We start from the raw sequence: 24,437 nt of genomic DNA, 5'->3' as shown, positions 1-24,437 counted from the left end.
CGCTGCTCCCGGGGACCTGTGCGGGGTGCCGGTTTCGGGTGCTCGGTCCGGAGAGCGCACCGGTCGGGTCCGGGACGGCGTCGGCCCGGCAGCGCTCTCGGCTCGGTTCCGGTAGACGGGTGTGGTGCAACTGATCGGCAACGGTGGAGAACGCTTCGACGACGTCCGGGAGATCGCGGTGCTCCGCGGCGGTGGCCTGGGGGACCTGCTCTTCGCGGTCCCCGCGATCGAGGCGCTGCACGCCGCGTACCCCGACGCCCGCATCACGCTGCTCGGGAGCCCGCTGGCCTCGGCGGTCCTGCGCGGACGGACCGACGCGGTGCACGCGTTCGAGGAACTCCCGGTGTCGCCCGGGGTGCGGGACGCCGGGGAGGGTGCGCCGGCGCTGCACGACTTCGAGTCGCGGCTCCGCGGCCGGTTCGACCTCGCCGTCCAGCTGCACGGCGGCGGTCGGAACTCGAACCCGTTCCTGCTGCGCCTCGCCGCACCGCACACCGTCGGCACCGCGACCGAGGACGCCGAGGTCCTGGAGCGGTGGGTCCGCTACGTCTACTACCAGCACGAGGTGCTCCGCGGGCTCGAAGTCGTCTCGCTCGCCGGTGCCGCCCCGGTCACCCTGGACCCGCGCGTGCACGTGAGCGCCGAGGAGCGCCGTGCCGTGCGCGACCGCCTCGGCGTCGCCGGCCACATGGTGGCCGTGCACCCCGGCGCGACGGACCCGCGGCGCCGGTGGAGCCCCGAGCGGTTCGCAGCCGTGGTGTCCGCGCGGCTCGACGCCGGCGACGACGTCGTGCTCGTCGGCGACGCGACGGACGTGCCGGCGGCGCAGGCCATCCGCGGTGCCGTGCCGGTGGCCCTGCACGACCGTCTCCACGACCTGACCGACGCCCTGCCGCTCGCGGAGCTCCCCGCGGTGCTCGCGGCCGCTGACGTCATGGTCGGCGACGACTCCGGCCCGCGGCACCTCGCCGTCGCGGTCGGCACCCCCACGGTCGGCGTGTTCTGGTTCGGCAACGTGGTGAACGCGGGCCCGATCGACCGCGGACGGCACCGGGTGCACATGTCCTTCGTCACGCGCTGCCCGGTGTGCGGCATCGACGTGACCCAGGTCGGGTGGACCGCTGAGCGCTGCGAGCACGACCCGTCGTACGTCGACGAGGTCCAGCCCGAGGCCGTGCTCACCGACGTCGAGGACCTCCTCGCGACCGTGCGACCCCGGGAGCGAACGGCCGCACCGGTCGTCTGAGCCGGCGCAGGAGTGCACCCGGACGCCGGCTCCGACCCCGTCGGGAACCGAGCGATCGGGCGGGACGTGCCACGCGCACTGCGCCGAGCGGGCGCGATCCGTCGCCGGGCGGCGCCGAGCGTGACGGATCGGGCCCGCTCGGCAGGGCGGGAGCGAGCGGGCAGACCCAGCGGGCAGACCCAGCGGGCAGACCGAGCGGACAGCCGGGCAGCTGGACCGAACGACGGGAGGCGCGGTACCGACCGGCACCGCGCCTCCCGTTGCGTCGTCAGCGGGGCCTACGGCCAGCTGGGCTCCGTCGCGGGCATGATCGACAGCTCGCGGATCTCGCAGCCGGCCGGCTGCGACAGCGCGAACAGGATCGAGTTCGCCACGTACTCCGGCTCGATGAGCTGCGCGTCCGGGCCCGGCTTGTACTGCTCGGTCCGGCCCTCGAAGAACGCGGTGCGCATGCCGGCGGGGATGATGTTCGTCACACCGATGCGCCCGGCGGTCTCGGCGGCCAGCGCCTGCGAGAAGCCGCGCACGCCGAACTTCGACGCCGAGTAGGCCGTGCCGTCGCCGACGCCCTTGAGCGCGAGCGACGACGAGATCGTCACGACGCGGCCGTGCGTCGCCTCGAGGGCGGGCAGCGCGGCGCGCACCACGGCGGCGGTGCCGAGCAGGTTGACCCCGACGATGCGCTCCCAGTCGCCCGAGGAGATCCCGCCGATCGGCGCGGGCTTGTCGATGCCCGCGGCGGTGACGACGGCGTCGAGTCCGCCGTGGCGCTCCGCGGCCTCGCGGACGGCGCGCTCGGTCGCCTCGGTGTCCGTGACGTCCACGGCGACGGCGTCGGTGCCCTCCGGGACGCCGTCGACGCGCAGGTCGAGGACGATGGGGGTGCCGCCGGCCTCGACGACCGCGGCGACGACGGCCGCGCCGAGACCGGAGGCGCCGCCGGTGACGAGGACGCGACCGATGGGGGTGGTGGGGACGGGCATGGACTTCCTTCCGGGAGTGGCGTGGTGCCGGTCCGTCGGCGGTGCCGACGGGACGTGTGTGGTGACCGGTGACGGACGGGAGGCCCGTGGCGGCGGTGCGCCGTGCCTCCCGTCCGACGTGTGGTCGGGGTGGGTCCTCAGCGGACCGCGGCGAGTGCCGCGGCGAGCCGCGTGGTGGACCGACCGGGGTGGAACGGGACGGTGACGACCCGACCGCCCCACTCGGCGAGTGTGGCTGCCTCGGGGAGCTCGCTCGCGGCGTAGTCGCCGCCCTTCGCCCAGACGTCCGGGCGGAAGCGGCGGAGGGCCTCGTCCGGGGTGTGCTCGTCGAAGACGACCACGGCGTCGACGCAGTCGAGCGCGAGCAGCAGCTCGACCCGGTCGTCCTGCGTCATGATCGGGCGCTCCGGCCCCTTGAGGGCGCGCACCGAGTCGTCCGAGTTGAGGCAGACCACCAGGCAGTCGCCGAGCGCCCGCGCTGCGGAGAGCGTGCGGGCGTGCCCGGCGTGGAGCAGGTCGAAGCAGCCGCCGGTGGCGACGACGGTCCCACCGGCGCTGCGGACGTCGTGCACGACGCGCAGCGCGTCGCGGTCCACGCCGGGGACGGGCACCGGGGCCGGGCCGTCGTCGGCGAACAACGCGGTCACGCCGCCGGCCGCGAGGTACTCCGAGGCAGCGAGCACGCCCGCGGCGACGGCCTCGGCGACGTCAGCACCCTCGGCGAGGGCGATGGCGACGCCCGCGGCGAGGCGGTCACCGGCGCCGCACGGGTCGCCGGCGGTGACGGACGGGGCCGGGACGAACCGGCTGTCCAGCGCGGCCGGCCGGGTGCCGTCCCCGCTGCGACGCGAGGCGACGAGTGCGCCGCGGTCGCCCATCGTGACGGCGACGGCGTCGACGTCCCAGGTCCGGACGAGCTCGGCCGCGGCGTCCGTGGCGAAGGGCACGCCCTCGCCGGACAGGTCGGTGAAGCGCCGGGCCTCGCTGGTGTTCGGGGTCACGACCGCGGTGCCCGCGACGGGGGAGGCACCCTTCGGGTGCGGGTCCCAGACCACGGGCGTCGTGCGGGCCACGGCGGCGAGGGCGGTACGGAGCCCGTCGGCGGCCGCGACGCCACGGCCGTAGTCGGCGACGACGATCGCGTCGGCGCCCTCGAGCGCCGCGGTCATCTCGGCGGTCGTGCCGGGGACGGGCGGGGTGGCGCACCCCTCGTCGATGCGGACGAGCGCGTGGTCGACCACGCGGACGCGGGTCTTCACCGGGGTCGGCGCACCGGACGGACCGGCGACGACGTGCACGTCGGGCAGCAGGGCGCGGATCTCGTCGGCACGATCGTCGTCGCTCAGCACGGTGACGAGCGTCACGTCGTGGCCGTCGCGTACGAGCATCGAGGCGACCAGGCCGGCGCCACCGGCACGACGGTCGTCGGTCCGGACGTCGACGACCGGGACGGGGGCGTCCGGGCTGAGCCGTTCGCTCGTGCCCGAGACGTCGACGTCGAGCAGGGTGTCGCCGACGACGACGATGCGACGCCGGGTGCCGTCGCCGGAGCCCGGCGTCGCGCTGGCGGTGCGCTCCGTGCCGCTCACCGGCGGCCGCCGCGGCGGAGGGCCGGCTCCATCGCACGGCAGAGGGCGTGCACGAGGACGAGCTGCGCCTCCTGCACGTTGGCCGAGGGGCCCTCGATGCGGATCGCGTCGTCGACCGCGTCGGCGAGCGGGTTCGGCCCGGGGCCGGTCATCGCGATCGAGCGTGCACCGACGGCCCGAGCGGCCTCGGCCGCGCGGAGCAGGTTCGGGCTCTTGCCGCTCGTGCTCAGCAGCACGACGACGTCACCGGCGCGCGCGTGCGCCGTCACCTGGCGGGCGAAGACCTGGTCGTAGCCGTAGTCGTTCCCGATCGCGGTGACGGCGGAGCTCTCGGCGTGCAGGGAGATCGCCGAGTACGCCGGACGGTCCCCGTCGAAGCGGCCGGTCAGCTCGGAGGTGAGGTGCTGGGCCTCCGCCGCCGAGCCGCCGTTGCCCGCGGCGAGCAGCCGACGGCCCGCGACGAGCCGCGCGGCGATGTCGTCCGCCCACGCCGCGATGTGGTCCTTGTGGTCGACGAGCGAGGCGATCACGGGCACCGACGCGGCGATGTGGTCGACGACGGTCCGGACGCTGGCGCTCTCGGTCTCCGGCTCACGCGTGCCGGTCTGCTGCTCGATGGTCATCGTGCGGTCCTCTCCGTCGGGTGCGGCAGCACCGCGGGCGTCGGGCGGGCGGTCCGTCCGGCGCGTCCGGGACGGGCGCCCGGGATGGTCGTGGCGGGGGTGATCCCGACGGGGTCGTTCGACACGGGTGCCGTGTCGGTCCCGGTCGCCGCGACGGCGGGCGCGGCGAGGCCGTTCGCGGCGCCGGCGACGAGGCGCTCGTACACGCGCTCGCTCTCGGCGGCGACCTTGTGCCAGGTGTACCGGGACTCGGCGCGCTCGCGTCCCGCGCGTCCGTACGCGTCGCGCCGCTCGCGGTCGTCGAGCAGCGCGCCCACGGCGGCGGCCACGGCCTCCTCGTCGCGGGGCGGGACGTGCAGGCCGGTGGCGTCCTCCACGACGGTGTCGATGAGTCCGCCGACGCTCGACGCGACGACGGCACGACCGCACGCCATGGCCTCGAGCGGCACGATGCCGAAGGGCTCGTACCAGGGGGCGCACACGACGACGTCGGCGCTGCGGTAGACGGCGGGCATGTCGTGCTGCCCGAGCTGGCCGCGGAAGGTCACGTGCTCGCGCACCCCGAGCGAACGGGCCAGGGCGTCGAGGCGCTGGTACTCCGGGTCGTCGGCGAGGTCGGCTCCGGCCGTGCCGGCTCCGCCGACCACCACGAGCTCGGCCTCGCGGCCCTCGTCGAGCAGCTTCGCGAGCGCGGCGATGGTCGTGCCGACACCCTTCCGGCGCACCAGGCGCGACGCGGTGAGCACCCGGAAGGGGCGCCCACGCTCCTCGACGGGGCCGTCGGGCCGGAAGAGCTCGGTGTCCACACCGCACGGCACCACGGAGATGGCGTGCAGCGGCACGCCGAGGGTCTTGAGCTCGAAGGCCTCGTCGGAGCACGTCGCGACGACCTGGTCGACGCTCCGGCCCACGGCGGGCTCGATCCACTCGCGCTCCGCGGGGCTCGTGTCGGCGGTGCCCTGGTGGCGACGCTTCACGACGCCCAGCGCGTGGAAGGTCTGCACGACCGGGATCCGGACGCCACCGGTGCGGGCGTGGACCTGCTTGACGGCCTCGAGCGCGGCGTACCCGGACATCCAGAAGTGCCCGTGCACCACGTCGGGGCGGTCGACGAACCACTCCGCCGCGAGCACCGAGGCGAACGTGTCCATGAACGGGAACAGGTCGTCCTTCGGGACGTGGCGGGCGGGCCCGGCGTCGACCTGCACGACCTCGACGCCCGGGCGCAGCAGCACGCGGACGGGCTGGTCGGCGTCGTCGCGCCGCGTGTACACGGTCACCTGGTGGCCGCGGTCCGCGAGGGCCGCGGACAGCTCGGCGACGTGCACGTTCTGTCCACCGGCGTCGACTCCGCCGAGCACCGCGAGCGGGCTCGCGTGCTCGGACACCATCGCGATCTTCATCGGAGGCTCCCTTCCAGCGCGGCGTCCGCCGCGCGTCCGCGTCGCGCACCACGCGCGACGGCGTCGTCGAGGAGGTCGTCCCAGTCCGCCAGGTACCGGCCGAGCGCGTGCCGCTCGAGCGCGGCCTCTCGGGCGACGGCACCGCGGCGACGGGCCTCCTCGGGGTCCTCCAGGAGCGTCCTGGAGGCACGGACCAGCTCGTCGACGTCGGTCGCGATCGCGCCGGCCTCGGCGGGCACGGTCCGTGGTGCGTCGGTCGTCGCGAGCACGAGGACCGGCATCGCCATGTGCATCGACTCGATCAGCGACAGGCCGAGCGACGTCCAGCGGTTCGGGTGCACGTACGCGCGTCGTTGCGCGAGGGCTGCGTGCATGGGGTCTGCGGGGACGTCGCCGAGGGCGACGACTCGGTCGCCGAACCCGAGTTCGGGGAGCCGGTCGGTGCCCATGCCCCAGAGGTCGACGGGTGCGACCTCGGCGAAGCGGGGGAGCAGGTCCGTGCCGACCACACGGCCGCGGCGGACCGGTTCGTTGATGACGACACCGAAGCGCTCGAGTGCGCCGGTGTAGAGCGGGCCCGGGTCGACGACGCCGTGCTCGACCACCGTCGTGCGGGTCGTGCCGCAGTCCCACATGAGGGCGTTCCAGTGCGTGACGTGCGCGATCACCAGGTCGTCGCGGTCTCGCATCGGGTGCAGGCTGCTCGGGACGTCGACGCGCGGGGCGTTGTGCTCGACGAAGACCACGGGGACCTCGCGGCCGCGGAGCAGGCGACGGGCCTCCTCGAGCTCCTCGGTGCGCTGCAGGACGACCACGTCGACCTCGGCGTCGGCGAGGTCGGCCGGGTCGATCTCGATCGCGTTCGCCGGCCAGTCGCGGCCGCCCCGCCCGAGCCCCCAGCCGTCGCGGGCCGGTGTGGTGGGGATGAGGTACTCGTGGGGGCCGCGGACGAAGGCGTCCATCCAGCCGCCGTGCACGTGCCACACGAGGATCCGCATGCAGGGCCTTTCGACGGTTCGGTGCCCCTCCGGACAGCTGCCCCGCCGGCGCTCGCGCGCGCTGCGCGGGTGCCGGGAAGAGGAGCAGGAGGAGCAGTGGCGCACGCTACGGGAGCACTGCTGGTCCTCCTCGCAGCTTCTCCTGCTTCATCCGCTGAGCGCACTGCCGTCCGCGACGGCGCCGGGTCCGGTGCCGCGCGCCAGCAGGCGTCCGTGTGCGTCGAGGACGTCCTGCACGCGCACTCCGGACAGGCACGGGTGGCCCGGGACCGGGCACTCCCGGGCACGGCTCAGGCGGCAGGCGGCGGTCTGGTCGCCGAGCAGTTCCACCTCGGGTGCGTACGGGGCCCACTTCACCGCCGGCACCACCGGCGAGAACAGGCTGACGATGCGCGCCCCCACCGCGGCGGCGAGGTGTGCCGGACCGGTGTTGCCGACGACGACGACCTCGGCGCCGGCGAGGACCGCGGCGAGCTCGGCGGGCGACGTCCGACCGCCGAGGTCGACCGCGGTGTCGCCCGCGACGGCGGCCGTGAGCGCCCGCTCGCCGGGGCTGCCCGTGACGACCACGGGGATCCCGCGCTCGGCGTAGGCCGCGACGAGGTCACGGTGGTGCTCCTCCGGCCAGGAGCGCGCCGGGACGCTCGCGCCGGGGTGGACGACCACGTAGCGGTCCAGGGCCGCCACCTCGGGTGGTGCGACGGCGTCGTGCCGCACCACGAGCCTCCCGTCGTCACCCGGCGGCAGGGCGAACCCGGCGGCCTCGGCGATGCGGAGGGCGCGCTCCGGCTCCGGGAGGTCCTCCGGCAGGTCCTCGCCCGGGCGGAGCCGCACGTCGAGCAGCGACCCGGGGTGGTCGACCGAGGCGCCGGAGACCCGGGGCACCCCGGCCAGGCGGAGCAGCAGGGCGACCGGCAGGGGCGACTGGTGGAACGAGGTGAGCACGACGGCCTCGTCGGGCTGTTCCTCGGTGACGAGCGCACGGAACTCGCCGAGCAGCGCGTCGTCGATCGGCCGCGCGGTCTCGGTCACCCAGGGCGCTGCCCAGACCCGCACCCGGTCGACCCCGGGCAGCAGGTCCGCGGCCGGGGAGCCCTGCGGGCCGCAGAGCATCGTGACGTGCGCGGCCCCCGCGGCGACGGCGCGCACGGCGGGGCCGGCCACCAGGACGTCGCCGAACGAGTCGAGCCGGACGACCAGGACGCGCGGACCGGTCCGCTCGTCGGCCGTGGTCGACTCCGCACCCTCGGGACCGCGCTGCTCGGCGCGGCTCACGCCCGGGCCGCCGGGACCCGGGCCAGCACGAGGGAGACGGCGTCGTCGAGGGAGCCGGCGACGGTCTCCGCCGCCTCGACCTCCTCGGCGCGCGTCCGCGGCGTCGGCACCAGCACGCCCTGCGCACCCGCCGCCGCCGCCGCACCGACGTCGGCGCCGATGTCCCCGACCACCACGATCTCGGACGGGTCGAGCCCGAGCCGTCGCGCGGCGTCGAGCACCATCCCCGGACGCGGCTTGCGGCACGCACACCCGTCGCCGGCGTCGTGCGGGCAGACGCACCAGACGTCGAACGGGCCGACCAGCTCGTCCACGCGGGCGTTCGTCGCGTCGACCTGCTCGCGGGTCGCCAGGCCCTTCGCGATCGCCGACTGGTTCGTCACGACCCCGACGCGCAGACCGGCGGTCCGAGCGCGCTCGACCGCGCGGTGGGCGCCGGGCACGGGGACGACCTTGTGGGGGTCGGCGTTGTACGGGACGTCGACGACGAGGGTGTCGTCACGGTCGAAGAGCAGACCGCGGACGGCGCGGTCCTTCGCGAGAGCCATGCTCCTTGGTACCGTCCGCCGGCCGGGAACCGGCCCAGGCGCGGCCGGATACCGTCGGACCGTGACCGCCGTCCCCGCCCTGCCCCCGTCCGACGGACGCCCCGACCTGCTCGTCCTGCGCGCCATCAAGCTCGGGGACGCGCTCGTCGCCGTCCCCGCACTGCACGCGCTCCGCCGGGCGTTCCCCGGCCACCGGGTCACCCTGGCGACGACCGCGTGGCTCGCCCCGGTCGTCGAGCTGCTGCCCGTCGACGTGCACCTCGCGCAGCACGGGCTCGACCACCCGATCGCCGCCCCCGCCGGAGCGGTCGACGTCGCGGTCAACCTGCACGGTGCCGGGCCGGAGTCGTCCGACCTCGTCGCCGCACTCGGTGCCCGGCGGGTGATCGGCCACGCCGACCCGACCCACGGGTACGAGGGCCCGGAGTGGCCGGACGACGTCCACGAGCGGGAGCGCTGGGCGGACCTGCTCACCTGGCACGGCATCCCCGCCGACCCCGACGAGGTCGCCATCGCCCGCCCGGCCGCCCCGTCCGCCGCGCCGGGTGCCGCGGTCGTGCACATCGGTGCCTTCCACGGTGCGCGGCACTGGCCGACCGACCGCTTCGCAGCCGTGGTGCGGGGGCTCCGCGAGCGCGGCCTCGACGTGGTCCTGACGGGAGGCGCGGACGACGTCGAGCGCGCCACCGCCGTCGCGCAGTCGGCCGGGTTGCCGCCGGAGGCGGTCCTCGCGGGCGCGCTGGAGCTGCAGGCCTTCGCCGGCGTCATCGCATCGGCAGCGCTCGTCGTGACCGTCGACACGGGGGCGGCCCACCTCGCGTCCGCCTACGGGATCCCGTCCGTCGTGGTGTTCGGACCGGCGCCGCCCGAGGCCTGGGGACCGCCCGCCTCCGGTCCGCACGTCGTGCTCACCGACGCGTCCGTGCGCCGCGGGGACGTGTTCGCGGAGGACCCGGACCCGGCGCTCCTGGCCGTCGGCGTGGACGACGTGCTCGCCGCCGTCGACTCGCTCCCGGTCGCCCCCGCCACTTCGCCGTGAACCCGCCGAGGGGTCGTCGGTAGCGTCGAGGCGTACCTGTCCTGCTCGAAGGGAGCGCCCCGTGTTCGAAGCCGCCAACATCCGTGACTGGATCGGCCTGCCCGTCGTCGACGAGACCGAGGACAAGATCGGCACGCTCGAGAGCATCTACTACGACACCGCGACGTCCGATCCCGCCTTCGGCGCCGTCACCACCGGGCTGCCCGGGTTCCAGAAGCTGCTCTTCGTCCCGCTCGTCGGTGCGACGGTGGCGCCGAAGCACCTGCTCGTGACGTTCCCGAAGAAGCTCGTCAAGGACGCCCCGACCATCCCGACCGACGGTGAGCTCGAGGCCTCGACCGAACCCGTGCTGTACGAGCACTACGGCCTGCAGTACCAGACCGGCAGCAACGGGGAACGGCGCCTGGGTCGTCGCTGACACCGGCACCCGGGACGGGCAGGTAGCCTTGCCCGTCCCGTCGTCGCGTCCACCCGGAGGACCCCCTGCAGCGCACCACCCGCTCGAAGCGGTCGACCGCCGTCGCCCTCGTGCTCGCGGTCCTCGCCGCGGTCGTCGTCGCGCCGTCGGGCCCGGTCGCGGTCGCACCGACCGACGGCGCCGTCGCGGCGCCGATGTGGCCGGTCCCGGAGCCGTACCCGGTGACGGACGACCCGGCCGAGACGCTCGCCGACCTGCCGCCGGGCAGCGAGTACGTCGCACTCGGCGACTCCTACTCGGCCGGCTACGGCCTGGGCGACCCGACCCGGCTGCCGACGAGCGCCTGCGCGCAGTCGGCGCGCGACTACCCCCACCGGCTCGCGGCGCGCTTCGGACTCGACCTGACCGACGTGACGTGCGCGGGGGCGACCAGTCGTGACGTCGTGTCGGGGTACCAGTTCCGCGGGGTGCCGCCCCAGGTCCGGGCACTGTCCGAGGACACCCGGCTGGTCACGCTGACGATCGGCGGCAACGACGCCGACCTGTTCGGCACCGCCGCATCCTGCCTGGCGCTGTCCTCCCGCGGCCCGGTGTTCTCCGGTCGGGACGCCCCGTCGTGCCGCAGCACCCTCGTGCACGACGGGGTGGACGACCTCGACGTGCGCATCCGGTCCCGGGTCGCGCTCGGGATCGCGGACACGCTCGCCGCGGTCCGCCGGGCCGCGCCGAACGCGGTCGTGGTCTTCCTCGGCTACCCGGCGATCTTCCCGGACGCGGCCCACACGCCGGCGCGGGGGTGCTTCCGCTCGGCGCTCGACCTCGGCTCGCTCGTGGGGTCCTTCCCGCGGGACACCTACCCGTTCACCGACGGCGACGTCCGGTACCTGCACGGGGTCCAGGAGTCGCTCGACGAGGTCTCGGCGTCCGCTGCCGAGGCGGCCGGCGTCCCGTTCGTCGACGTGTTCGCCCGGTCGCAGGCGCACTCGGCCTGCGCGACCGACGACCCGTACGTCGCGGGCGTCTCGCTCTCCGGGGCGGGCGACCTGAGCCGCATCGACATGGTGCCCGGGGCCCTGCACCCGAACGGGCGCGGGGTGGCGTGGTTGACCGGGCAGGTGGCCTCGGAGCTCCGCCGGCTCGCGGACTGAGCCGTGCACGGCCGCTCGTCGTAGGGTCGATCGGTGGTCACCAGCGCCGGACTCCTGCTGCACCGTCGGTCGCCCGTGGACGGCACCCCGGAGGTCTTCGTCGCGCACATGGGCGGACCGTTCTGGCGTCGACGCCCGCGCGCGTGGTCGATCCCGAAGGGGCTCGTCGAGGACGGTGAGGACGCACTCGACACCGCGCGCCGCGAGTTCGCCGAGGAGATCGGGGTCCCCGCACCGACGGGACCCGTGCTCGACCTCGGCGAGGTCCGCCAGGCCTCCGGGAAGCGCGTCCGGGTCTTCGCGGCACGGGCCGACGACTTCAAGGTCGACGAGGTGCTGAGCAACACGGTGCAGGTCGAGCTCCCGCGCGGTTCCGGTCGGTTCGTCGCGGTCCCCGAGGTCGACGACGCCCGCTGGTTCGGCGTCGAGGAGGCGCGCGGGGTGCTCGTGTCCGGCCAGGTCGTCGCGCTCGACCGGCTGCTCGCGGTCCTGGAGGGCCGGTGACCCGCGACCCGCACCGGGGCTGTCCCTCGTCCGCGCTGCCCGGATAGCCTGAGCAAGCGTCGGGTATTCGTCGGCGCCGACACAGGGGAGCACACATGCGCAGATGGCGCTCCGTCATCGCCGGCGTCATCGCCGTCGCACTCGGGGCAGGACTGGCGGTGAGCGGCGTCACGAGCGCGACGGCCGCGACCACGGGGAACTGGGCCACCGTCACGGTGGACGGCACGAGTCGTGCGTACACCGGCTCGATCGCGCTCCCGGGGTTCCCGGACACCACCTTCACGTCCACCTCCCGGCAGGCCACGGTCGTCTCCGGCGCATCGACGTGGCAGGGGGCGTCGACGCCGCCCGGCACGGTCTACGGCACCAGTCGCGGTGCGACGTACCTCAACCAGCGGCCGGCGGCGGACGACGCGCGGAGCCCTGCCGTCACGACCTGGACGTTCGACGGTGGGACGCCAGGGGCCGGCGGTTGGTCCTTCGTCCTGGGCGACGTCGACGCCGACCAGGCGACGATCTCGGCGACCCTCGCGGACGGCACCCCAGCCACCGTGGACCAGCTCGGCTACGCGGGTTCGTACAACTCGTGCTCGACCGTCTCGCCCGGCGGGTGGAGCTGCCCGCGCGATCCCGGAGGCGTGGCGGCGGGTCAGGACCTGCCGTCCTGGGACCCGGCCACGGGGGTGCTGCGGGGCAACGACGCCGCGAACGACACCGCCGGCGCGAGCGCATGGTTCACACCGACGGCGTCGCTCGCGACGCTGACCATCGCCTACCAGCAACGCAGTGGCCTCCCCGTCTACCAGACCTGGTTCGCGAACCGGACCTCGTCCCTCTCCGGCACTGCGGCACTCGACGGCGAACCACTGGTGGACACGCTCGTCACCGTGACCGCTCCGAACGGCACCGAGTACACGACGACCACCGGTGCCGACGGTGCGTACGCGTTCCCCGCGCTCACCCAGGCCGACGGGTACCGGGTGTCGATCGCGACCCCGGACAACGCGGCGGTCGACCGCGCTCCCGCGGTGGTCGACCTCCGGACCGACGTCACGGACGCCGACTTCGTCCTCAGCACGGTCCCGGGGACCGTCGACCTCGACGGCTCGGTGGTCGACGCCGACGGCCGCCCCGTCGCCGACGCCGAGGTGACCGTCACGGACACCTCGGGGCTGCCCCTCGCCACCGTCGTCACGGACGCGGACGGGCGCTGGCGTGCCGTCGGCCTGCCGGCCGGCACTGCGGTCGTCGCGACGGTGAGCGGTGCCCCGCCGGTGTCGGGCTCGACCGGTGCCGACCGTGCCCCGGTGGCTGCGCTCGACCCGATCGTCCTGCCGATCAGCGTGGGGACGATCACGGGCCGCGTGACGCTCGACGGCGGCGCCCCCGCCGCACCCGCGCTCGTGGAGGTCCTGCAGGGCGGTGGCGTGGTGGCCACCGTCGAGACGGACGCCGACGGCACGTACGGTCTGGCGCTCCGGCCCGGCACCTACACCGTCCGTACCGAGGCCGCGGTCGCCGGTGCTCCGGAGCCGACCGAGCTGACGGTCGAGGTCACCGCCGACGGCACGGTCCGAGCGGACTTCCCGTTCACGACGCCGGTGGCGGTCACGGTCGGGCAGGCCGGTTCCGTCCGCTACGAGGACGGCACGCCCGTCGTGGACACGACCGTCACCGCACGGCCGGTCGAGGCCGGTTCGGGTGCCGTGGTCACGGTCGAGACGACCGCCGACGGCGGGTACTCGCTCGCCGGGTTGACGCCGTCGACGGAGTACGCCGTGAGCGTCGAGGGGGCCCCCGTCCGGACGGTCACGACGCCCGCCACGGGGACCGCCGCCGACGCCGTCGACTTCGTCCTGCCCCTGCCGACGGTCGACCAGCCGGGCACGGTCAGCGACGCGGACGGCGCCCCCGCCGCGGCCGTCCCGGTCGTGGCGACGCTGACCGGTGACGACGACGGCGAGCCGGTCAGCACGACCACCGGCGACGACGGCACCTTCGTGCTCGAGGGGCTCCGCCCGCTGACCGAGTACACGATCACGGCCGGGACCGGCCCCGAGCAGTCGGACCCGGTGGTGGTCACGACCGCCGCGGTCGGCGGCACGCCGGAGCCCGTGCGCCTCGTCCTCGCCGAGGTCGCCGTCACGCCGGAGCCCACCCCGACGGTGACGCCGCAGCCGACCGACGGCCCGACCCCGAGCGCGGCACCCGTCGCGGGCGGTACCGGCACGGGCGACGGTGGTGGCCCGACCGGTGGCGGACTGGCCTTCACCGGAGCCGACGTCACCGCCGCGGTCGCCGTCGCAGCGCTGCTGCTCCTGACCGGCGGCGGGTTGCTGTCGGTCCGCGCGGCACGTCGTCGACGGTCGGTCCCGCAGGACTGACCGCACACCCGGCCGTCGGGCTCGGGGCTCCGGGCTCCGGGAGACGGGAGCGGGGCGGGTCGACACCGGTCGGCCCGCCCCGCTCCCGTGTCCCGGGCTCAGCGCCGCCGCTGCGTCCGCACGGATCCCGTCGCGGTCGACACCGTGCCGGTGGCGACGCCGATCGACCCGGTGATGGTGGCGATCGCACGGCTGACGACCGGCACCGAGCTGGTGACGACCGCGAGCGAGGACGTGATCGCCTCGACCGACGTCGTGGACAGGTGCTCCTGCGCGTGCGTGTGCACCGGGAAGCCGCGGCGCGCCGCGAGCACGACGCCGAGCGAGCCGATCAGCACGACGGCGCCGGCGAACGGCAGGTACTGCAGGCCGACCGCACCGAGCGCCTGCCCGCCGACGGCTGCCCCGCCCGCGATGCCGATGTTCGACGCGCCGTTGACGAGGGCGCCGGCGATGTCGGGGGAGACGCCACCGGTGCGGATCGCCGCGGCCATGAAGAGGGTGCCGGTCGTGCCGTTCGCCGCCATCCAGACCCCGGCGACCACCATGGTGCCGAACAGCGAGCCGTGCACGAACGGCAGCACGGCGAAGGCGGCGGCCATCACGGCGACGGCGGCGATCAACGTCTGCCGCGGTGCCCGGTCGACGAAGGTGCCGGCGAGCCAGAGGCCGACGATGCCGGTCCCGCCGAGCACCAGGAGCGCACCGCTCACCATGCCGGCGTCGAGCCCGGCGTCGATCGCGTACGGGCCGATGTAGGTGTAGACGACGTAGTGCCCGGCGAAGAGCAGCAGGTCGGCGACGACGACGGAGAGCAGTCCGGTGCGGGCCCACGCGCGGGGTGAACCGATGTGCGGGGACGCGGTCCCGCTGACCGCCGGCAGGAACGCGACCGCGACCAGCGCGAGGACGGCTGCGGCGAGCGCGACGGAGCCGACGGCGGGGCGCCACCCGATCGTCTGCGCGACCCAGGTGGCCAGCGGCACGCCGAGGACGAAGCCGAGCGAGCTGCCGGAGTAGACGAAGGCGATCGCGCGTCCGGCCAGCCGCGGGGGCACGATCCGCGTCGCGTAGGCCGACGCGACCGAGAAGAAGAGCGCGTGTGCGACGCCGCCGACGACGCGACCCGCGCAGACGACGGCGAAGCTCGGCGCGACCGCGACCAGCACGTTCGAGACGGCGTAGCCGACCAGGGTCGACACCAGGACCGCCTTGCGGGGGAGCCGCGCGGTGAGCGACGTCAGCGGGAGGGCGAGGATCGCCACGGCTGCGGCGTAGACGGTGACGACGAAGCCCATCGTCGACTCGCTGACGCCGAGGTCGCGGCTCATCGTGCCGAGCAGCCCGACCGGCATGAGCTCCGTGGTGATCGCGAAGAAGGTGGCGAGCCCGAGCACGGCGATGCCGACGATCGACCGGTTGGTGACGGTGATCGGCCGCGTGCTCGTCGACACGGCCGAGGTGGTGGTGTTGGTGGACACGCTGCTGACCTCCTCCGGGGAACGCCGGAGCACGCGTCGGACCGGCCGTCGTGACGGCGGTGCGCGGTGCGCGCTCGCGGTGGGTGTGGTCCGGGTCGAACGACCCGGTCGGGTTGTGACGACTCCACGGCGAGTGCGCACATCCAGTGTTGCACGGAGCATCCGGATCGCGCGAGGGGGTCGCCGAAGAATCTTGTAGCGCTCCAACGAGATGCTCGGACGAGCATTCCCGATCAGTTCTCGTTCGTCACCGTGCCCTGCACACCGCCGCCGCGCAGGGTGACGGTGAGCGTGCCGCTCATCGACTGGGCGGAGAGCGAGACGTTCCCGTGCAGGGCGTCCTCACGCGGGTAGCAGGCGGTGGTCGACTCGAGCCGGTTCGCGGTCGCCACCAGGCAGATGGTCTCGCGGTCGGTCCCGACCCCGGCCCACACGTTCCACGGGGTCTCGAAGGCGCTGCCGTCCAGGGCCCGGTTCGTGAACACGAGCCGGGTCGTGCGGAGGCTCACGGGCGCCTCGACCGGGCCCGGCAGCTGGTCCGCGGAGGTCTGCGGGATGTCCAGCAGCTCCTCGAGGGTGATCGCGCCGGGTGTCGGTGTCGTGCTGGGCGCGGCGGCCAGCTGCCCGTCGGTCGTGCCCACCAGCGTGCCCGCCGCGAACGCCAGGCCGACGACCGCCGCCGCGCCGAGCGCGATCCAGGCGCGCGGCCGCGCGGTCCAGAGCAGTCCGCTCACCCGTGTCCGCCACGCGGGCCTCCCGGCCTGGAGGTCCGCCCCGCCCCCGGCGCGGACGGCACCCGGTCCCGTGGCCGGTTCCTGCTCGCCCTCCGGCCCGACCGGGTCGGCGGGCGCCGACGCACCGGCCGAGCCGGGCCCGGTCCGGATCGGCCCCGCCGCCGGTGTCGGTCGGTCAGCGGTCGACGCAGCGACTGACGACCGTCCGGCCGCGCTCGTCGTGCGGTCCGCCGGACGTCCGTCGTCGGTCGTCGTCCCGGCCGGCGGCGTCGCACCCGCGACGGTGCTGCCGTCCCGGAGCCCACGGAGTTCGAGCCGGGCGCGCGCAGCGTCCTCGGCCGCGACCCCGGCGCCCCACGCAAGGGCCTCGAGTCGTGCCCGTTCCGCCGTGACGTCCTCGTCGGCCATGCGCACTCCCGGTCCGGACGCACCGGACACCCACATGCTCCCACCCGGACGACGGCACGTCCGCCCCCCGAGCGGGAGGTGTCCAGTCCCCGAGGCGTAGACGGGTGGCATGAGCACCGACGCAGGAACCGGGCACGACGCCTCCGGCCACGACCAGACCCGGCACGACGCCGATCCCGAGACGCTCGAGCCCCTGAGCCACGACACCCAGTCCGGCGAGGCCGACTACGTGGCGACGAGCCCCGGCGGCAGCGGGACCGAGCGGCACGTCCCCACCCCCGACGAGGAGCAGGGCCGTGGCACCGAGTACGACCCCGTCGACCAGGGGCCCCAGCAGGAGGGCCAGGGCGGCTGAGACCGGCCGCCCCGCGCCCCCTGCCCGGCTCAGCGGACGATCCGCCGCAGCACCGCGCGCTCCCCGAGGGTCCAGGCGGCGCTCGTGACGACGTAGAGCGTCGCGGCGAGCGGGACGACCGCGGCGAGGACGACCGACGCGAAGGGCGCCCAGCGCGCCAGGGCAGCCGCGGGACCGGCCCCGGGCGTACCGGCCACCGGCTCCGCCGTCGGGTTCCAGTGCACGGTGGCCCGGCGCGACGCCTCGACCACCACCGCCATCACGACGAGCAGCACGAGCACCACCCAGGCGTGGCTCCACAGCGGCGACGCGAGCGCCACCAGGAGCGTGTGCCCGAGCGGGATCCCGACCAGTGTCGCGTCGAGCAGGGCGTTCGCGGCACCGGCGACCGACGCGTGCGTGAAGAGCGCGTACACGAGCGAGAGGACCGGAGCCTGCGCGAGCACCGGGAGGCACCCGGCCAGCGGGGAGACGCGCTCGGAGGTGTACAGGCGCTGGACGGCCTCCTGGAGGCGTCGCGCGTCCGCACCGTGGCGCCTGCGGAGGGCGGCGAGCTGCGGGGCGAGTCGACGCCGGTCGCGCTCGGCCCGGACCTGCAGGACGGCGAGCGGGACGAGCACGATGCGCACGCCCAGGGTGAGCGCCACGACGGCGAGCGCCGCTGCGGCGCCACCGGCGACGGGGGACAGGGCTGCGGTGAGCGCGGTGAGCAGGTCGACGCCGGCGCGCAGCAGGTCGCCGACGACGGGCAGGGTGGTGATGTCCATGACGTTCCGTTCGAGTGGAGGGGTCCGTGACGACGTGACCCGACCACCCGCGGGCGGTCAGGCCGGGGTCAGCGCTCCCGGTGCTCGTGACCGCACCTGGCCGTCGGCGTCGGGGTGGCTCCACGCGATGCGGGTCGGCCGTTCCACCGCTGCGCCCGTCCGCTCGGAGCCCTCGGCACCCGGATCGACACCGAGCGCCGTCGCGAGCAGCCGGACGACGAGCACCGTGACGGCGACGGCGGCGAGGCCGAGCGCGGCGACGGCGAGCAGGGGCGCCGGGGAACCCGACGGACCGAGCAGGCCGACATCGCCGATCTGCAGCACCGCGAGGGCGCGCAGCAGGAGTTCGACGACGGTCATGGTCCGTTCAGCGTAACCCCCGCGTGCCGTCGAGGACCGGCAGCCCCGGACGGGCAGGATCGCAGGCATGACCGCAGGATCGCCGAGCACCCCAGCGACCCTCGCCCTGGAGCGGGCGGGGATCCCGTTCACGCCGCACGTCTACGAGCACCACGAGACCGCGACCAACTTCGGTGAGGAGGCCGCCGCGGCACTGGGGCTCCGTGAGGACCAGGTGTTCAAGACGCTCGTCGTCTCGGTGGACGGGCAGCTGGCCGTGGCGGTCGTGCCGGTCGCGAACCGCCTGGACCTCAAGGCCATCGCAGCTGCCCTCGGCGGCAAGAAGGCGACGCTCGCCCAACCTGCCCTCGCCGAGAAGCGGACCGGGTACGTGGTGGGCGGGATCAGTCCGGTCGGACAGAAGTCCAGCCTGCGGACGGTCGTCGACGAGACCGCGCTCGAGCACCCGAGCATCTTCGTCTCCGGCGGGCGCCGCGGGTTCGACATCGAGGTCGCGCCGGCCGACCTGGTCCGCGTCACCGGCGCCTCCACGGCGGCCATCGCGAGGACCTGAGTCGGTCTGACGCAAGTTTCTTCACCCGCCGGGAATGGAGCGGGTCCTCCAGCGTTGCATTGAGTCGAAGGCACTCAAGTTCCCAGGAGGTCCCTTTGCCAGCAACGTTCGGCCCGACCGGTGGCGACGACGCGTTCGACGCGTTCCTCGCGCGGCTCATCGCGGCCCAGCAGTCCGGTGCCCAGCGATCCGTCCCGCTGGGACGCCCGGTCGACATCACGCGGCTCCTCAGCCGACGTACCCACGAGGTGCTCCAGCACACCGCCGAGTACGCCGTCGCACAGGGCCAGCACGAGATCGACGCGCTGCACGTCCTGCACGTGCTCGTGCGCACCGAGCCCTTCACCGCGGTCCTGCGCACCGCCGGTGTCGACCCGGAGCAGTTCGCCGCCGAGGTCGAGCAGCGCCTCCCCGCGCCGACGGACCCGCGTCCCGAGCGCACCGGGCAGCCCGCCCTGACCGGGACCGCACAGCGGATCCTGCTCGAGGCGACCCAGGCCGCCAAGGCCTTCGGCAGCACCTACACCGACCCCGAGCACGTCTTCTTCGCGCTCGTCACCGACCAGGACACCGTCACCGGGCAGCTGCTCGCGAGCGCCGGTGTCACCCCGCAGCACCTGCAGGAGCACGCCCAGCAGGCCGCGGCAGCAGCACGAGAGGGACGCCCGATGCCCGGAGCCACCGAGACCACCGCCGACCCCACGAACGGCACGACGAGCGACACCCCGACGCTCGACCGGTTCGGCACCGACCTCACCGAACGCGCCCGCGACGGCCGCATCGACCCGGTGATCGGCCGCGCCGACGAGATCGAGCAGACCGTCGAGATCCTGCTCCGCCGCACGAAGAACAACCCCGTCCTCATCGGTGAGCCCGGCGTCGGCAAGACCGCGATCGTCGAGGGACTCGCCCAGCGGATCACCGACGGCGACGTGCCCGCGCTGCTCCGGGGCAAGCGGGTGGTCGCGCTCGACCTCGCCGGCATGCTCTCCGGCACCCGGTACCGCGGCGACTTCGAGGAGCGCCTGACGACGGCGATGGACGAGATCGCGGCGCACGCGGACGAGCTGATCGTCTTCATCGACGAACTGCACACCGTCGTCGGCGCCGGGGGCGGTGGCGAGGGCGGCTCGATGGACGCCGGCAACATCCTCAAGCCCCGCCTGGCCCGCGGCGACCTGCACCTGGTCGGCGCGACGACGCTGCGCGAGTACCGCCGCATCGAGAAGGACGCCGCGCTCGAGCGGCGCTTCCAGCCGGTCCGGGTGGGGGAGCCGAGCATCGAGGATGCCGTCGCGATCCTCGGCGGCCTCGCCCCGCGCTACGCCGAGCACCACGACGTGACCTACACCGACGACGCCCTGCGCGCCGCGGTGGAGCTCTCGCACCGGTACGTGACCGACCGGCACCTGCCGGACAAGGCGATCGACCTCATCGACCAGGCCGGGGCACGACGCCGTCTCGCCCTGTCGGGCGACGTCGACGTCGAGGCGCTCCGTGACCAGGTCGCGGAGCTGCAGGCCGACAAGGACCGCGCGGTGGCCGAGGAGCTGTACGAGGAGGCGTCGCGCCTGCGCGACGAGATCGACGGACTGGAGGCGCAGATCACCGCCGCCTCGCAGGGGGACGCGAGCAGTGCCTCCCGGCCGTCGACCGCCGACCGCGTGATCACCGAGGCAGACGTCGCCGAGGTCGTGTCGCGTGCCACCGGCATCCCGGCGACCCGGATCTCGCAGGGTGACCGCTCGCGCCTCGCCGCGCTCGAGGACGAACTCCACGAGCGCGTCGTCGGCCAGGACGACGCCGTGCGCGCCATCGCGACCGCCGTCCGACGCAGCCGGACCGGCATGGGCGACCCGCGTCGTCCCGTGGGCAGCTTCCTGTTCCTCGGCCCGACGGGCGTCGGCAAGACCGAGCTCGCGAAGGCCCTGGCCGGATCGCTCTTCGGCGACGAGTCCGCCATGCTGCGGTTCGACATGAGCGAGTTCGGCGAACGGCACACCGTCTCCCGCCTGGTCGGTGCCCCTCCCGGGTACGTCGGTCACGAGGAGGCCGGGCAGCTCACCGAGCGCGTCCGTCGCAACCCGTACTCGGTGGTCCTGCTCGACGAGGTCGAGAAGGCGCACCCGGACGTCTTCAACCTGCTGCTGCAGGTGCTCGACGACGGCCGCCTCACCGACGGACAGGGACGCACGGTCGACTTCCGGAACACCGTCGTCATCATGACGTCGAACATCGGCTCGGAGTTCCTCGCATCGCGGTCCGGTGCGCTCGGGTTCTCGGCCTCGGCGGACGGCGGCTACTCCGAGGAGGACCTGCGCGCCCGTGTGATGGGCAGGCTGCGCGAGTCGATGCGGCCCGAGTTCATCAACCGCATCGACGAGATCGTGCTCTTCCGCAAGCTGTCGCGGGAGCAGCTGCGGTCGATCGTCGACCTGCTGCTGCAGGACACCGCGCTCCGGCTCCTCACCCAGGGGATGACCCTGGCGGTGTCCGAGGCGGCGACCGATTGGATCGCCGAGCACGGGTACGAGCCCGAGTACGGCGCCCGTCCGCTCCGTCGACTCATCCAGCGCGAGGTCGACGACCGCATCGCGACCCTGGTGGTCGACGAGCAGGCGCACGCCGGCGACACCGTCCGGATCGACCTCGAGGACGGCCGGCTCGTCGCCCGGGCGTCAGATCCCGCAGCGGTCTAGTCCGACCCGTACCCGGACACGGCCCCGGTACCCCAGCGGTACCGGGGCCGTTCCGCGTCCTGCGACGTCCTCGTGTGTTCTCGGATGCAATTCCGGAAATGTTCGAGAAAGGGGTTGCGCTCGCATTCCCGACGCCGATAGTGTTCACGAGCATCACCGGCTGTACGAGACCGAGAGGGGGCCGACAATGATGATCGCCATGACGAACCCGTTCCGTGGAATCCGTGGGATCGGCGGCACCCCGCTCCGTTCGCACTGACGCGGGACGTCCCGCTCCAGCCGTTCTCCTCGATCGACCGAGGTCCCGCTCGTCGCTGCCCTGAGCACGCGGTGGTGGGGTCCCGATCGTCGTCGCACAGCCCCGCTGTGCCGCACCACACACGCCGTGCAGGCCACGGCTGCCCGTCCAGCTGACGGACGCCCGTCCCGTTGACGGACGCCCGTCCCGTTGACGGACGCCCGTCCTGCTGACGGCAGCCGGGGGCGCGGCGTGGTGGATCGAGGTCGGACCGCGAGCGGCGGACGTCTCTCCGACGATTCCACTCGGTGACCCGATCGGTCACCGACAATGCAGCCGCGCGCATTCCTGCGCGCCCTGCCGATCATTCTCGCCCGCATTCACCGGGCGTTCTTCGCGATCCCGTTCCCGGCGCATCCACGCGGTCGGCGGTCGGGTTCTCCGTCATGCCCTCGGGCACCCACGAAAGGCACCATCGTGTCGAACGACATCGACGTCCGTCCCCCTGACACCCGCGCGGTGCGCCGCCGGGTCACGCTCGCCGACCGCATCGCCCTCCGGATCGGCATGTCGCTGATCATCTGGAGTCGTCGGACGCACCACGTGCGTCCGTCGGTCGACCACGCCACCCGTCAGCGGCTCGACCGGGAGCGGCGCGAGCGCGAGCTCGAGCTGCTCGTGCAGAGCGCCGCGATGCGCATGTGGCGCTGACGCGCCGCCACCCGCCGCCGCTCCGGCTGCGCCGACGCGGCGGCGCGCAGCCGCAGCCGCAGCCGCGACAGCGCCGCGCGCACGGCCTCCGCACAACCAGAAGCACCTCGCGCCATGCGATCGCATGGCGCGAGGTGCTTCCCGTTGTGCTCCACGACGAACGCGGCGCCCGCCGCGTCCGCTGGGCTCGCCGCGCCCGCCGCACATACGGCACCCGCCCCGCGGGACCGCGACCCCGCGCCTACCGCTTCCGGTTGGCCACCAGTGCGACCGCGTACGACGGGAACCACGTCCCCGCCGCCGGCCCACCGTTGCAGGTCCCGTCGCTCGCCCCCGGGGTCTTCACCCAGAGCAGGGCGTCGAGCCGGGTCGTGCCCGCTGCGACGTGGGGCTTCCCTCCGAGACCGGCACCGGTCGGGTTGCACCAGGTGCCGAGCCACCCACGACCGTTCCTCGACACGTCGACGACGTACCGTGCTCCACCCGTCATCGCGCTGAGCCGCTCGGCGTAGGCCCGCTCACCGTCGACGCCGTAGAAGTTCGCGACGTTCGTGAAGAACCCCCGGGCCTGGGCGACACCGGCTTCCCGCAGGTACGTCGCCTGGAGCTCCGCGGGGTTCCAGTCCTCGTTCCCGCCGTCCAGGTAGGTGGGGACCCCCGCGGCGGCGTACACGCGCACGGCCGCCGCGATGAGGCCCGGCCGTCGGGCTCGCTCGGCGGTGCACGTGCTCAGGTGTGCCAGGGAGTCCGGCTCGACGATCACGACGGCCCGGTGCCCCTGGAGGTCGGCCGCGATGCGACGGTTCCACGCGGCGTACCGGGACGGGGAGAGGCCGCCCGCCGAGTACCCGCCGCAGTCGCGGTTCGGGACGGCGTACGTGACGAACACCGGCGTCGTGCCCGTCTTCTCCGCGGCGGCGAGGTTCCGCGCGATCACCCGGTCCAGCGCGTCGCCCGTGTACCACTCGCCGAGCCAGATCGCGATCGGCTGCTGCGCGATGGTGCGGGCCGCGGCGGCCTCGGTCGTCCTCCCCGCCGCGCTCAGCGCCGCCGCGGCCTGGGCGGGCTGGCTGTCCGGCTGCCGGTACAACCCACCGGCGAAGACCTGCCCGGGCGTCGCGGAGTGGAGGGCAGCGCGCGGCAGCGGCGCGGTGGACGCCGCCGTCGCAGCCGCGGGGAACGTCACGGTGCCCCCGACCACCGCCGTCGCCACGACGGCGAGCGCGACCATCGTCCTGATCCTCGAGTACATGGTCCCCGTCCTGTGTCCGTCCGCTGTCGGGACGTCCCTGCCGTCCCGCTCCACCTGCCGCAGACCATCAGAACCCGCGGGGCGGCGTCGGGGCGATCTCCAGAACGAGGGACAGGCGACGGGCGGCCGGGCGCGTGCGGCGCCTGCGGTCGCGTACCGTTGTGCGGTGACCGAAACCGCAGCTGCACTCGTCGAACGCCTGACCGCCATCGTCCCGGACTTCCCGAAGCCCGGCATCCTGTTCCGCGACGTGACGCCGGTGTTCTCCGACCCCGTGGCGTTCGGACGGGTCTGCGAGGCCCTCGCGGCGCCGTTCGCGATCGGTGCGGGGTTCCAGGCGGTCGCCGGCATCGAGGCCCGTGGCTTCGCCCTGGCCGGGGGCATCGCGGCCCAGCACCAGGTCGGCGTGCTGACGGTCCGCAAGGCCGGCAAGCTGCCCGGCGAGGTCCTGAGCGAGCAGTACGCGCTCGAGTACGGCGAGGCAGAGCTCGAGCTCCGGCCGGGCCAGCTCCCGCAGGGCACGCGCGTGCTCGTCGTCGACGACGTCCTCGCGACCGGGGGCACCGCTGCGGCGACGATCACGCTCCTCGAGCGTGCCGGGTACGAGGCGATCGGCTTCGCGTCGCTGCTCGAGCTCGACGGGCTCTCCGGTCGGGAGCGCCTCGAGCCGCGCCTGCCCGTCACGACGCTCGGCCGCGTCCCCGCCTGAACCGCTGCCGCC

Annotated in this window: 23 protein-coding genes; 11 read left to right on the top strand and 12 right to left on the bottom strand. The window is 74.7% G+C overall.

From position 1 onward, the window contains the following. Positions 1-124: 124 nt before the first annotated feature. Positions 125-1,246, top strand: a complete 1,122-nt coding sequence (locus ACIP6W_RS09620; RefSeq protein WP_400429181.1) for a glycosyltransferase family 9 protein — start codon at positions 125-127, stop codon at positions 1,244-1,246. 278 nt (positions 1,247-1,524) lie between these two features. Here ACIP6W_RS09620 and ACIP6W_RS09615 read toward each other — a convergent pair whose 3' ends face one another. The 7 genes from ACIP6W_RS09615 to ACIP6W_RS09585 all read right to left on the bottom strand — a co-directional run bounded on the left by ACIP6W_RS09615 (position 1,525) and on the right by ACIP6W_RS09585 (position 8,665). Beyond that, positions 1,525-2,229 (bottom strand): SDR family oxidoreductase, encoded by a 705-nt coding sequence (locus ACIP6W_RS09615; protein WP_066654246.1) that lies wholly within the window; start codon positions 2,227-2,229, stop codon positions 1,525-1,527. Between the two features lie 137 nt (positions 2,230-2,366). Next, entirely contained in the window at positions 2,367-3,818 is a 1,452-nt protein-coding gene (locus ACIP6W_RS09610) for a PfkB family carbohydrate kinase (protein ID WP_400429179.1), read from the bottom strand. Continuing rightward, positions 3,815-4,441: an SIS domain-containing protein gene (locus ACIP6W_RS09605; protein WP_066654250.1), complete on the bottom strand. Its 627-nt coding sequence runs from the start codon at positions 4,439-4,441 to the stop codon at positions 3,815-3,817. Before ACIP6W_RS09605 ends, ACIP6W_RS09610 begins: the two co-directional genes overlap by 4 nt. Beyond that, the gene (locus tag ACIP6W_RS09600; protein ID WP_400429177.1) at positions 4,438-5,844 is read right to left on the bottom strand and encodes a glycosyltransferase; all 1,407 of its coding nucleotides are present in this window, start codon (positions 5,842-5,844) and stop codon (positions 4,438-4,440) included. Before ACIP6W_RS09600 ends, ACIP6W_RS09605 begins: the two co-directional genes overlap by 4 nt. Beyond that, entirely contained in the window at positions 5,841-6,842 is a 1,002-nt protein-coding gene (locus ACIP6W_RS09595) for a glycosyltransferase (RefSeq protein ID WP_311205391.1), read from the bottom strand. The genes ACIP6W_RS09600 and ACIP6W_RS09595 overlap by 4 nt, the downstream gene beginning before the upstream one ends. A 147-nt stretch (positions 6,843-6,989) precedes the next feature. Then, on the bottom strand, positions 6,990-8,042 hold the full coding sequence (locus ACIP6W_RS09590) for a glycosyltransferase family 9 protein (protein WP_400429681.1): 1,053 nt from the start codon (positions 8,040-8,042) through the stop codon (positions 6,990-6,992). A 71-nt stretch (positions 8,043-8,113) separates the two neighbouring features. Further along, positions 8,114-8,665 carry a D-glycero-alpha-D-manno-heptose-1,7-bisphosphate 7-phosphatase gene (locus ACIP6W_RS09585; protein ID WP_400429175.1) on the bottom strand — a complete coding sequence of 184 codons (552 nt, stop codon included), beginning with the start codon at positions 8,663-8,665 and terminating at the stop codon, positions 8,114-8,116. 61 nt (positions 8,666-8,726) lie between these two features. On the opposite strand from ACIP6W_RS09585, the gene ACIP6W_RS09580 reads away from it, so the two are divergent. From ACIP6W_RS09580 to ACIP6W_RS09560, 5 genes are all read left to right on the top strand, one after another. Continuing rightward, the gene (locus tag ACIP6W_RS09580; RefSeq protein WP_400429174.1) at positions 8,727-9,704 is read left to right on the top strand and encodes a glycosyltransferase family 9 protein; all 978 of its coding nucleotides are present in this window, start codon (positions 8,727-8,729) and stop codon (positions 9,702-9,704) included. 61 nt (positions 9,705-9,765) lie between these two features. Further along, complete coding sequence (locus ACIP6W_RS09575; RefSeq protein ID WP_209682631.1) at positions 9,766-10,122, top strand: PRC-barrel domain-containing protein; 357 nt, start codon at positions 9,766-9,768, stop codon at positions 10,120-10,122. A gap of 110 nt (positions 10,123-10,232) precedes the next feature. Beyond that, positions 10,233-11,270 (top strand): SGNH/GDSL hydrolase family protein, encoded by a 1,038-nt coding sequence (locus tag ACIP6W_RS09570; RefSeq protein WP_066654256.1) that lies wholly within the window; start codon positions 10,233-10,235, stop codon positions 11,268-11,270. Between the two features lie 33 nt (positions 11,271-11,303). Then, positions 11,304-11,774 carry an NUDIX domain-containing protein gene (locus ACIP6W_RS09565; protein WP_400429172.1) on the top strand — a complete coding sequence of 157 codons (471 nt, stop codon included), beginning with the start codon at positions 11,304-11,306 and terminating at the stop codon, positions 11,772-11,774. A gap of 95 nt (positions 11,775-11,869) precedes the next feature. Further along, positions 11,870-14,158, top strand: a complete 2,289-nt coding sequence (locus ACIP6W_RS09560) for a carboxypeptidase regulatory-like domain-containing protein (protein WP_400429170.1) — start codon at positions 11,870-11,872, stop codon at positions 14,156-14,158. A 98-nt stretch (positions 14,159-14,256) separates the two neighbouring features. On the opposite strand, the gene ACIP6W_RS09555 is transcribed toward ACIP6W_RS09560, so the two are convergent. Together ACIP6W_RS09555 and ACIP6W_RS09550 are read right to left on the bottom strand one after the other, a co-directional pair. Then, positions 14,257-15,639 carry an MFS transporter gene (locus ACIP6W_RS09555; RefSeq protein WP_066654264.1) on the bottom strand — a complete coding sequence of 461 codons (1,383 nt, stop codon included), beginning with the start codon at positions 15,637-15,639 and terminating at the stop codon, positions 14,257-14,259. 233 nt (positions 15,640-15,872) lie between these two features. After that, on the bottom strand, positions 15,873-16,781 hold the full coding sequence (locus ACIP6W_RS09550) for a hypothetical protein (RefSeq protein ID WP_400429167.1): 909 nt from the start codon (positions 16,779-16,781) through the stop codon (positions 15,873-15,875). Positions 16,782-16,890: 109 nt separating this feature from the next. Here ACIP6W_RS09550 and ACIP6W_RS09545 point away from each other — a divergent pair, with 109 nt between their 5' ends. Continuing rightward, positions 16,891-17,136: a hypothetical protein gene (locus ACIP6W_RS09545; RefSeq protein WP_326496612.1), complete on the top strand. Its 246-nt coding sequence runs from the start codon at positions 16,891-16,893 to the stop codon at positions 17,134-17,136. A gap of 29 nt (positions 17,137-17,165) precedes the next feature. Here ACIP6W_RS09545 and ACIP6W_RS09540 read toward each other — a convergent pair whose 3' ends face one another. Together ACIP6W_RS09540 and ACIP6W_RS09535 are read right to left on the bottom strand one after the other, a co-directional pair. After that, the gene (locus ACIP6W_RS09540; RefSeq protein ID WP_400429165.1) at positions 17,166-17,903 is read right to left on the bottom strand and encodes a YidC/Oxa1 family membrane protein insertase; all 738 of its coding nucleotides are present in this window, start codon (positions 17,901-17,903) and stop codon (positions 17,166-17,168) included. Positions 17,904-17,960: 57 nt separating this feature from the next. Continuing rightward, a complete protein-coding gene (locus ACIP6W_RS09535) occupies positions 17,961-18,263 on the bottom strand; it encodes a hypothetical protein (RefSeq protein ID WP_400429163.1) in 303 nt (100 codons plus the stop codon). 67 nt (positions 18,264-18,330) lie between these two features. On the opposite strand from ACIP6W_RS09535, the gene ybaK reads away from it, so the two are divergent. The 3 genes from ybaK (at position 18,331) to ACIP6W_RS09520 (ending at position 22,464) form a co-directional block, all read left to right on the top strand. Continuing rightward, complete coding sequence (ybaK, locus tag ACIP6W_RS09530) at positions 18,331-18,816, top strand: Cys-tRNA(Pro) deacylase (RefSeq protein WP_400429161.1); 486 nt, start codon at positions 18,331-18,333, stop codon at positions 18,814-18,816. Positions 18,817-18,911: 95 nt separating this feature from the next. Next, positions 18,912-21,515 carry an ATP-dependent Clp protease ATP-binding subunit gene (locus ACIP6W_RS09525; protein ID WP_400429159.1) on the top strand — a complete coding sequence of 868 codons (2,604 nt, stop codon included), beginning with the start codon at positions 18,912-18,914 and terminating at the stop codon, positions 21,513-21,515. Positions 21,516-22,230: 715 nt separating this feature from the next. Then, positions 22,231-22,464, top strand: coding sequence for a hypothetical protein (locus tag ACIP6W_RS09520; RefSeq protein WP_400429157.1), 234 nt, complete (start codon positions 22,231-22,233; stop codon positions 22,462-22,464). 241 nt (positions 22,465-22,705) lie between these two features. On the opposite strand, the gene ACIP6W_RS09515 is transcribed toward ACIP6W_RS09520, so the two are convergent. Continuing rightward, entirely contained in the window at positions 22,706-23,695 is a 990-nt protein-coding gene (locus tag ACIP6W_RS09515) for a glycoside hydrolase family 6 protein (RefSeq protein WP_400429155.1), read from the bottom strand. Between the two features lie 187 nt (positions 23,696-23,882). Between ACIP6W_RS09515 and ACIP6W_RS09510 the strand changes: the two genes are divergently transcribed. Continuing rightward, on the top strand, positions 23,883-24,425 hold the full coding sequence (locus tag ACIP6W_RS09510) for an adenine phosphoribosyltransferase (protein WP_066654284.1): 543 nt from the start codon (positions 23,883-23,885) through the stop codon (positions 24,423-24,425). Positions 24,426-24,437 lie beyond the last annotated feature (12 nt).

Origin of the sequence: Curtobacterium sp. NPDC088465 (assembly GCF_044753165.1) — a bacterium.
Taxonomy (GTDB): Bacteria; Actinomycetota; Actinomycetes; order Actinomycetales; family Microbacteriaceae; genus Curtobacterium.
The sequence above is the reverse complement of the archived record's forward strand: the minus strand, read 5'-3'. Positions and strand labels throughout refer to the sequence as shown.

Excerpts from the sequence above, each read along its gene's own strand:
- ACIP6W_RS09615 (WP_066654246.1), bottom strand. The coding sequence starts at position 2,229 with ATGCCCGTCCCCACCACCCCCATCGGTCGCGTCCTCGTCACCGGCGGC.
- ACIP6W_RS09605 (WP_066654250.1), bottom strand. The coding sequence starts at position 4,441 with ATGACCATCGAGCAGCAGACCGGCACGCGTGAGCCGGAGACCGAGAGC.
- ACIP6W_RS09600 (WP_400429177.1), bottom strand. The coding sequence starts at position 5,844 with ATGAAGATCGCGATGGTGTCCGAGCACGCGAGCCCGCTCGCGGTGCTC.
- ACIP6W_RS09595 (WP_311205391.1), bottom strand. The coding sequence starts at position 6,842 with ATGCGGATCCTCGTGTGGCACGTGCACGGCGGCTGGATGGACGCCTTC.
- ACIP6W_RS09585 (WP_400429175.1), bottom strand. The coding sequence starts at position 8,665 with ATGGCTCTCGCGAAGGACCGCGCCGTCCGCGGTCTGCTCTTCGACCGT.
- ACIP6W_RS09560 (WP_400429170.1), top strand. The coding sequence starts at position 11,870 with ATGCGCAGATGGCGCTCCGTCATCGCCGGCGTCATCGCCGTCGCACTC.
- ACIP6W_RS09550 (WP_400429167.1), bottom strand. The coding sequence starts at position 16,781 with ATGGCCGACGAGGACGTCACGGCGGAACGGGCACGACTCGAGGCCCTT.
- ACIP6W_RS09545 (WP_326496612.1), top strand. The coding sequence starts at position 16,891 with ATGAGCACCGACGCAGGAACCGGGCACGACGCCTCCGGCCACGACCAG.
- ACIP6W_RS09540 (WP_400429165.1), bottom strand. The coding sequence starts at position 17,903 with ATGGACATCACCACCCTGCCCGTCGTCGGCGACCTGCTGCGCGCCGGC.
- ACIP6W_RS09535 (WP_400429163.1), bottom strand. The coding sequence starts at position 18,263 with ATGACCGTCGTCGAACTCCTGCTGCGCGCCCTCGCGGTGCTGCAGATC.
- ybaK (WP_400429161.1), top strand. The coding sequence starts at position 18,331 with ATGACCGCAGGATCGCCGAGCACCCCAGCGACCCTCGCCCTGGAGCGG.
- ACIP6W_RS09515 (WP_400429155.1), bottom strand. The coding sequence starts at position 23,695 with ATGGTCGCGCTCGCCGTCGTGGCGACGGCGGTGGTCGGGGGCACCGTG.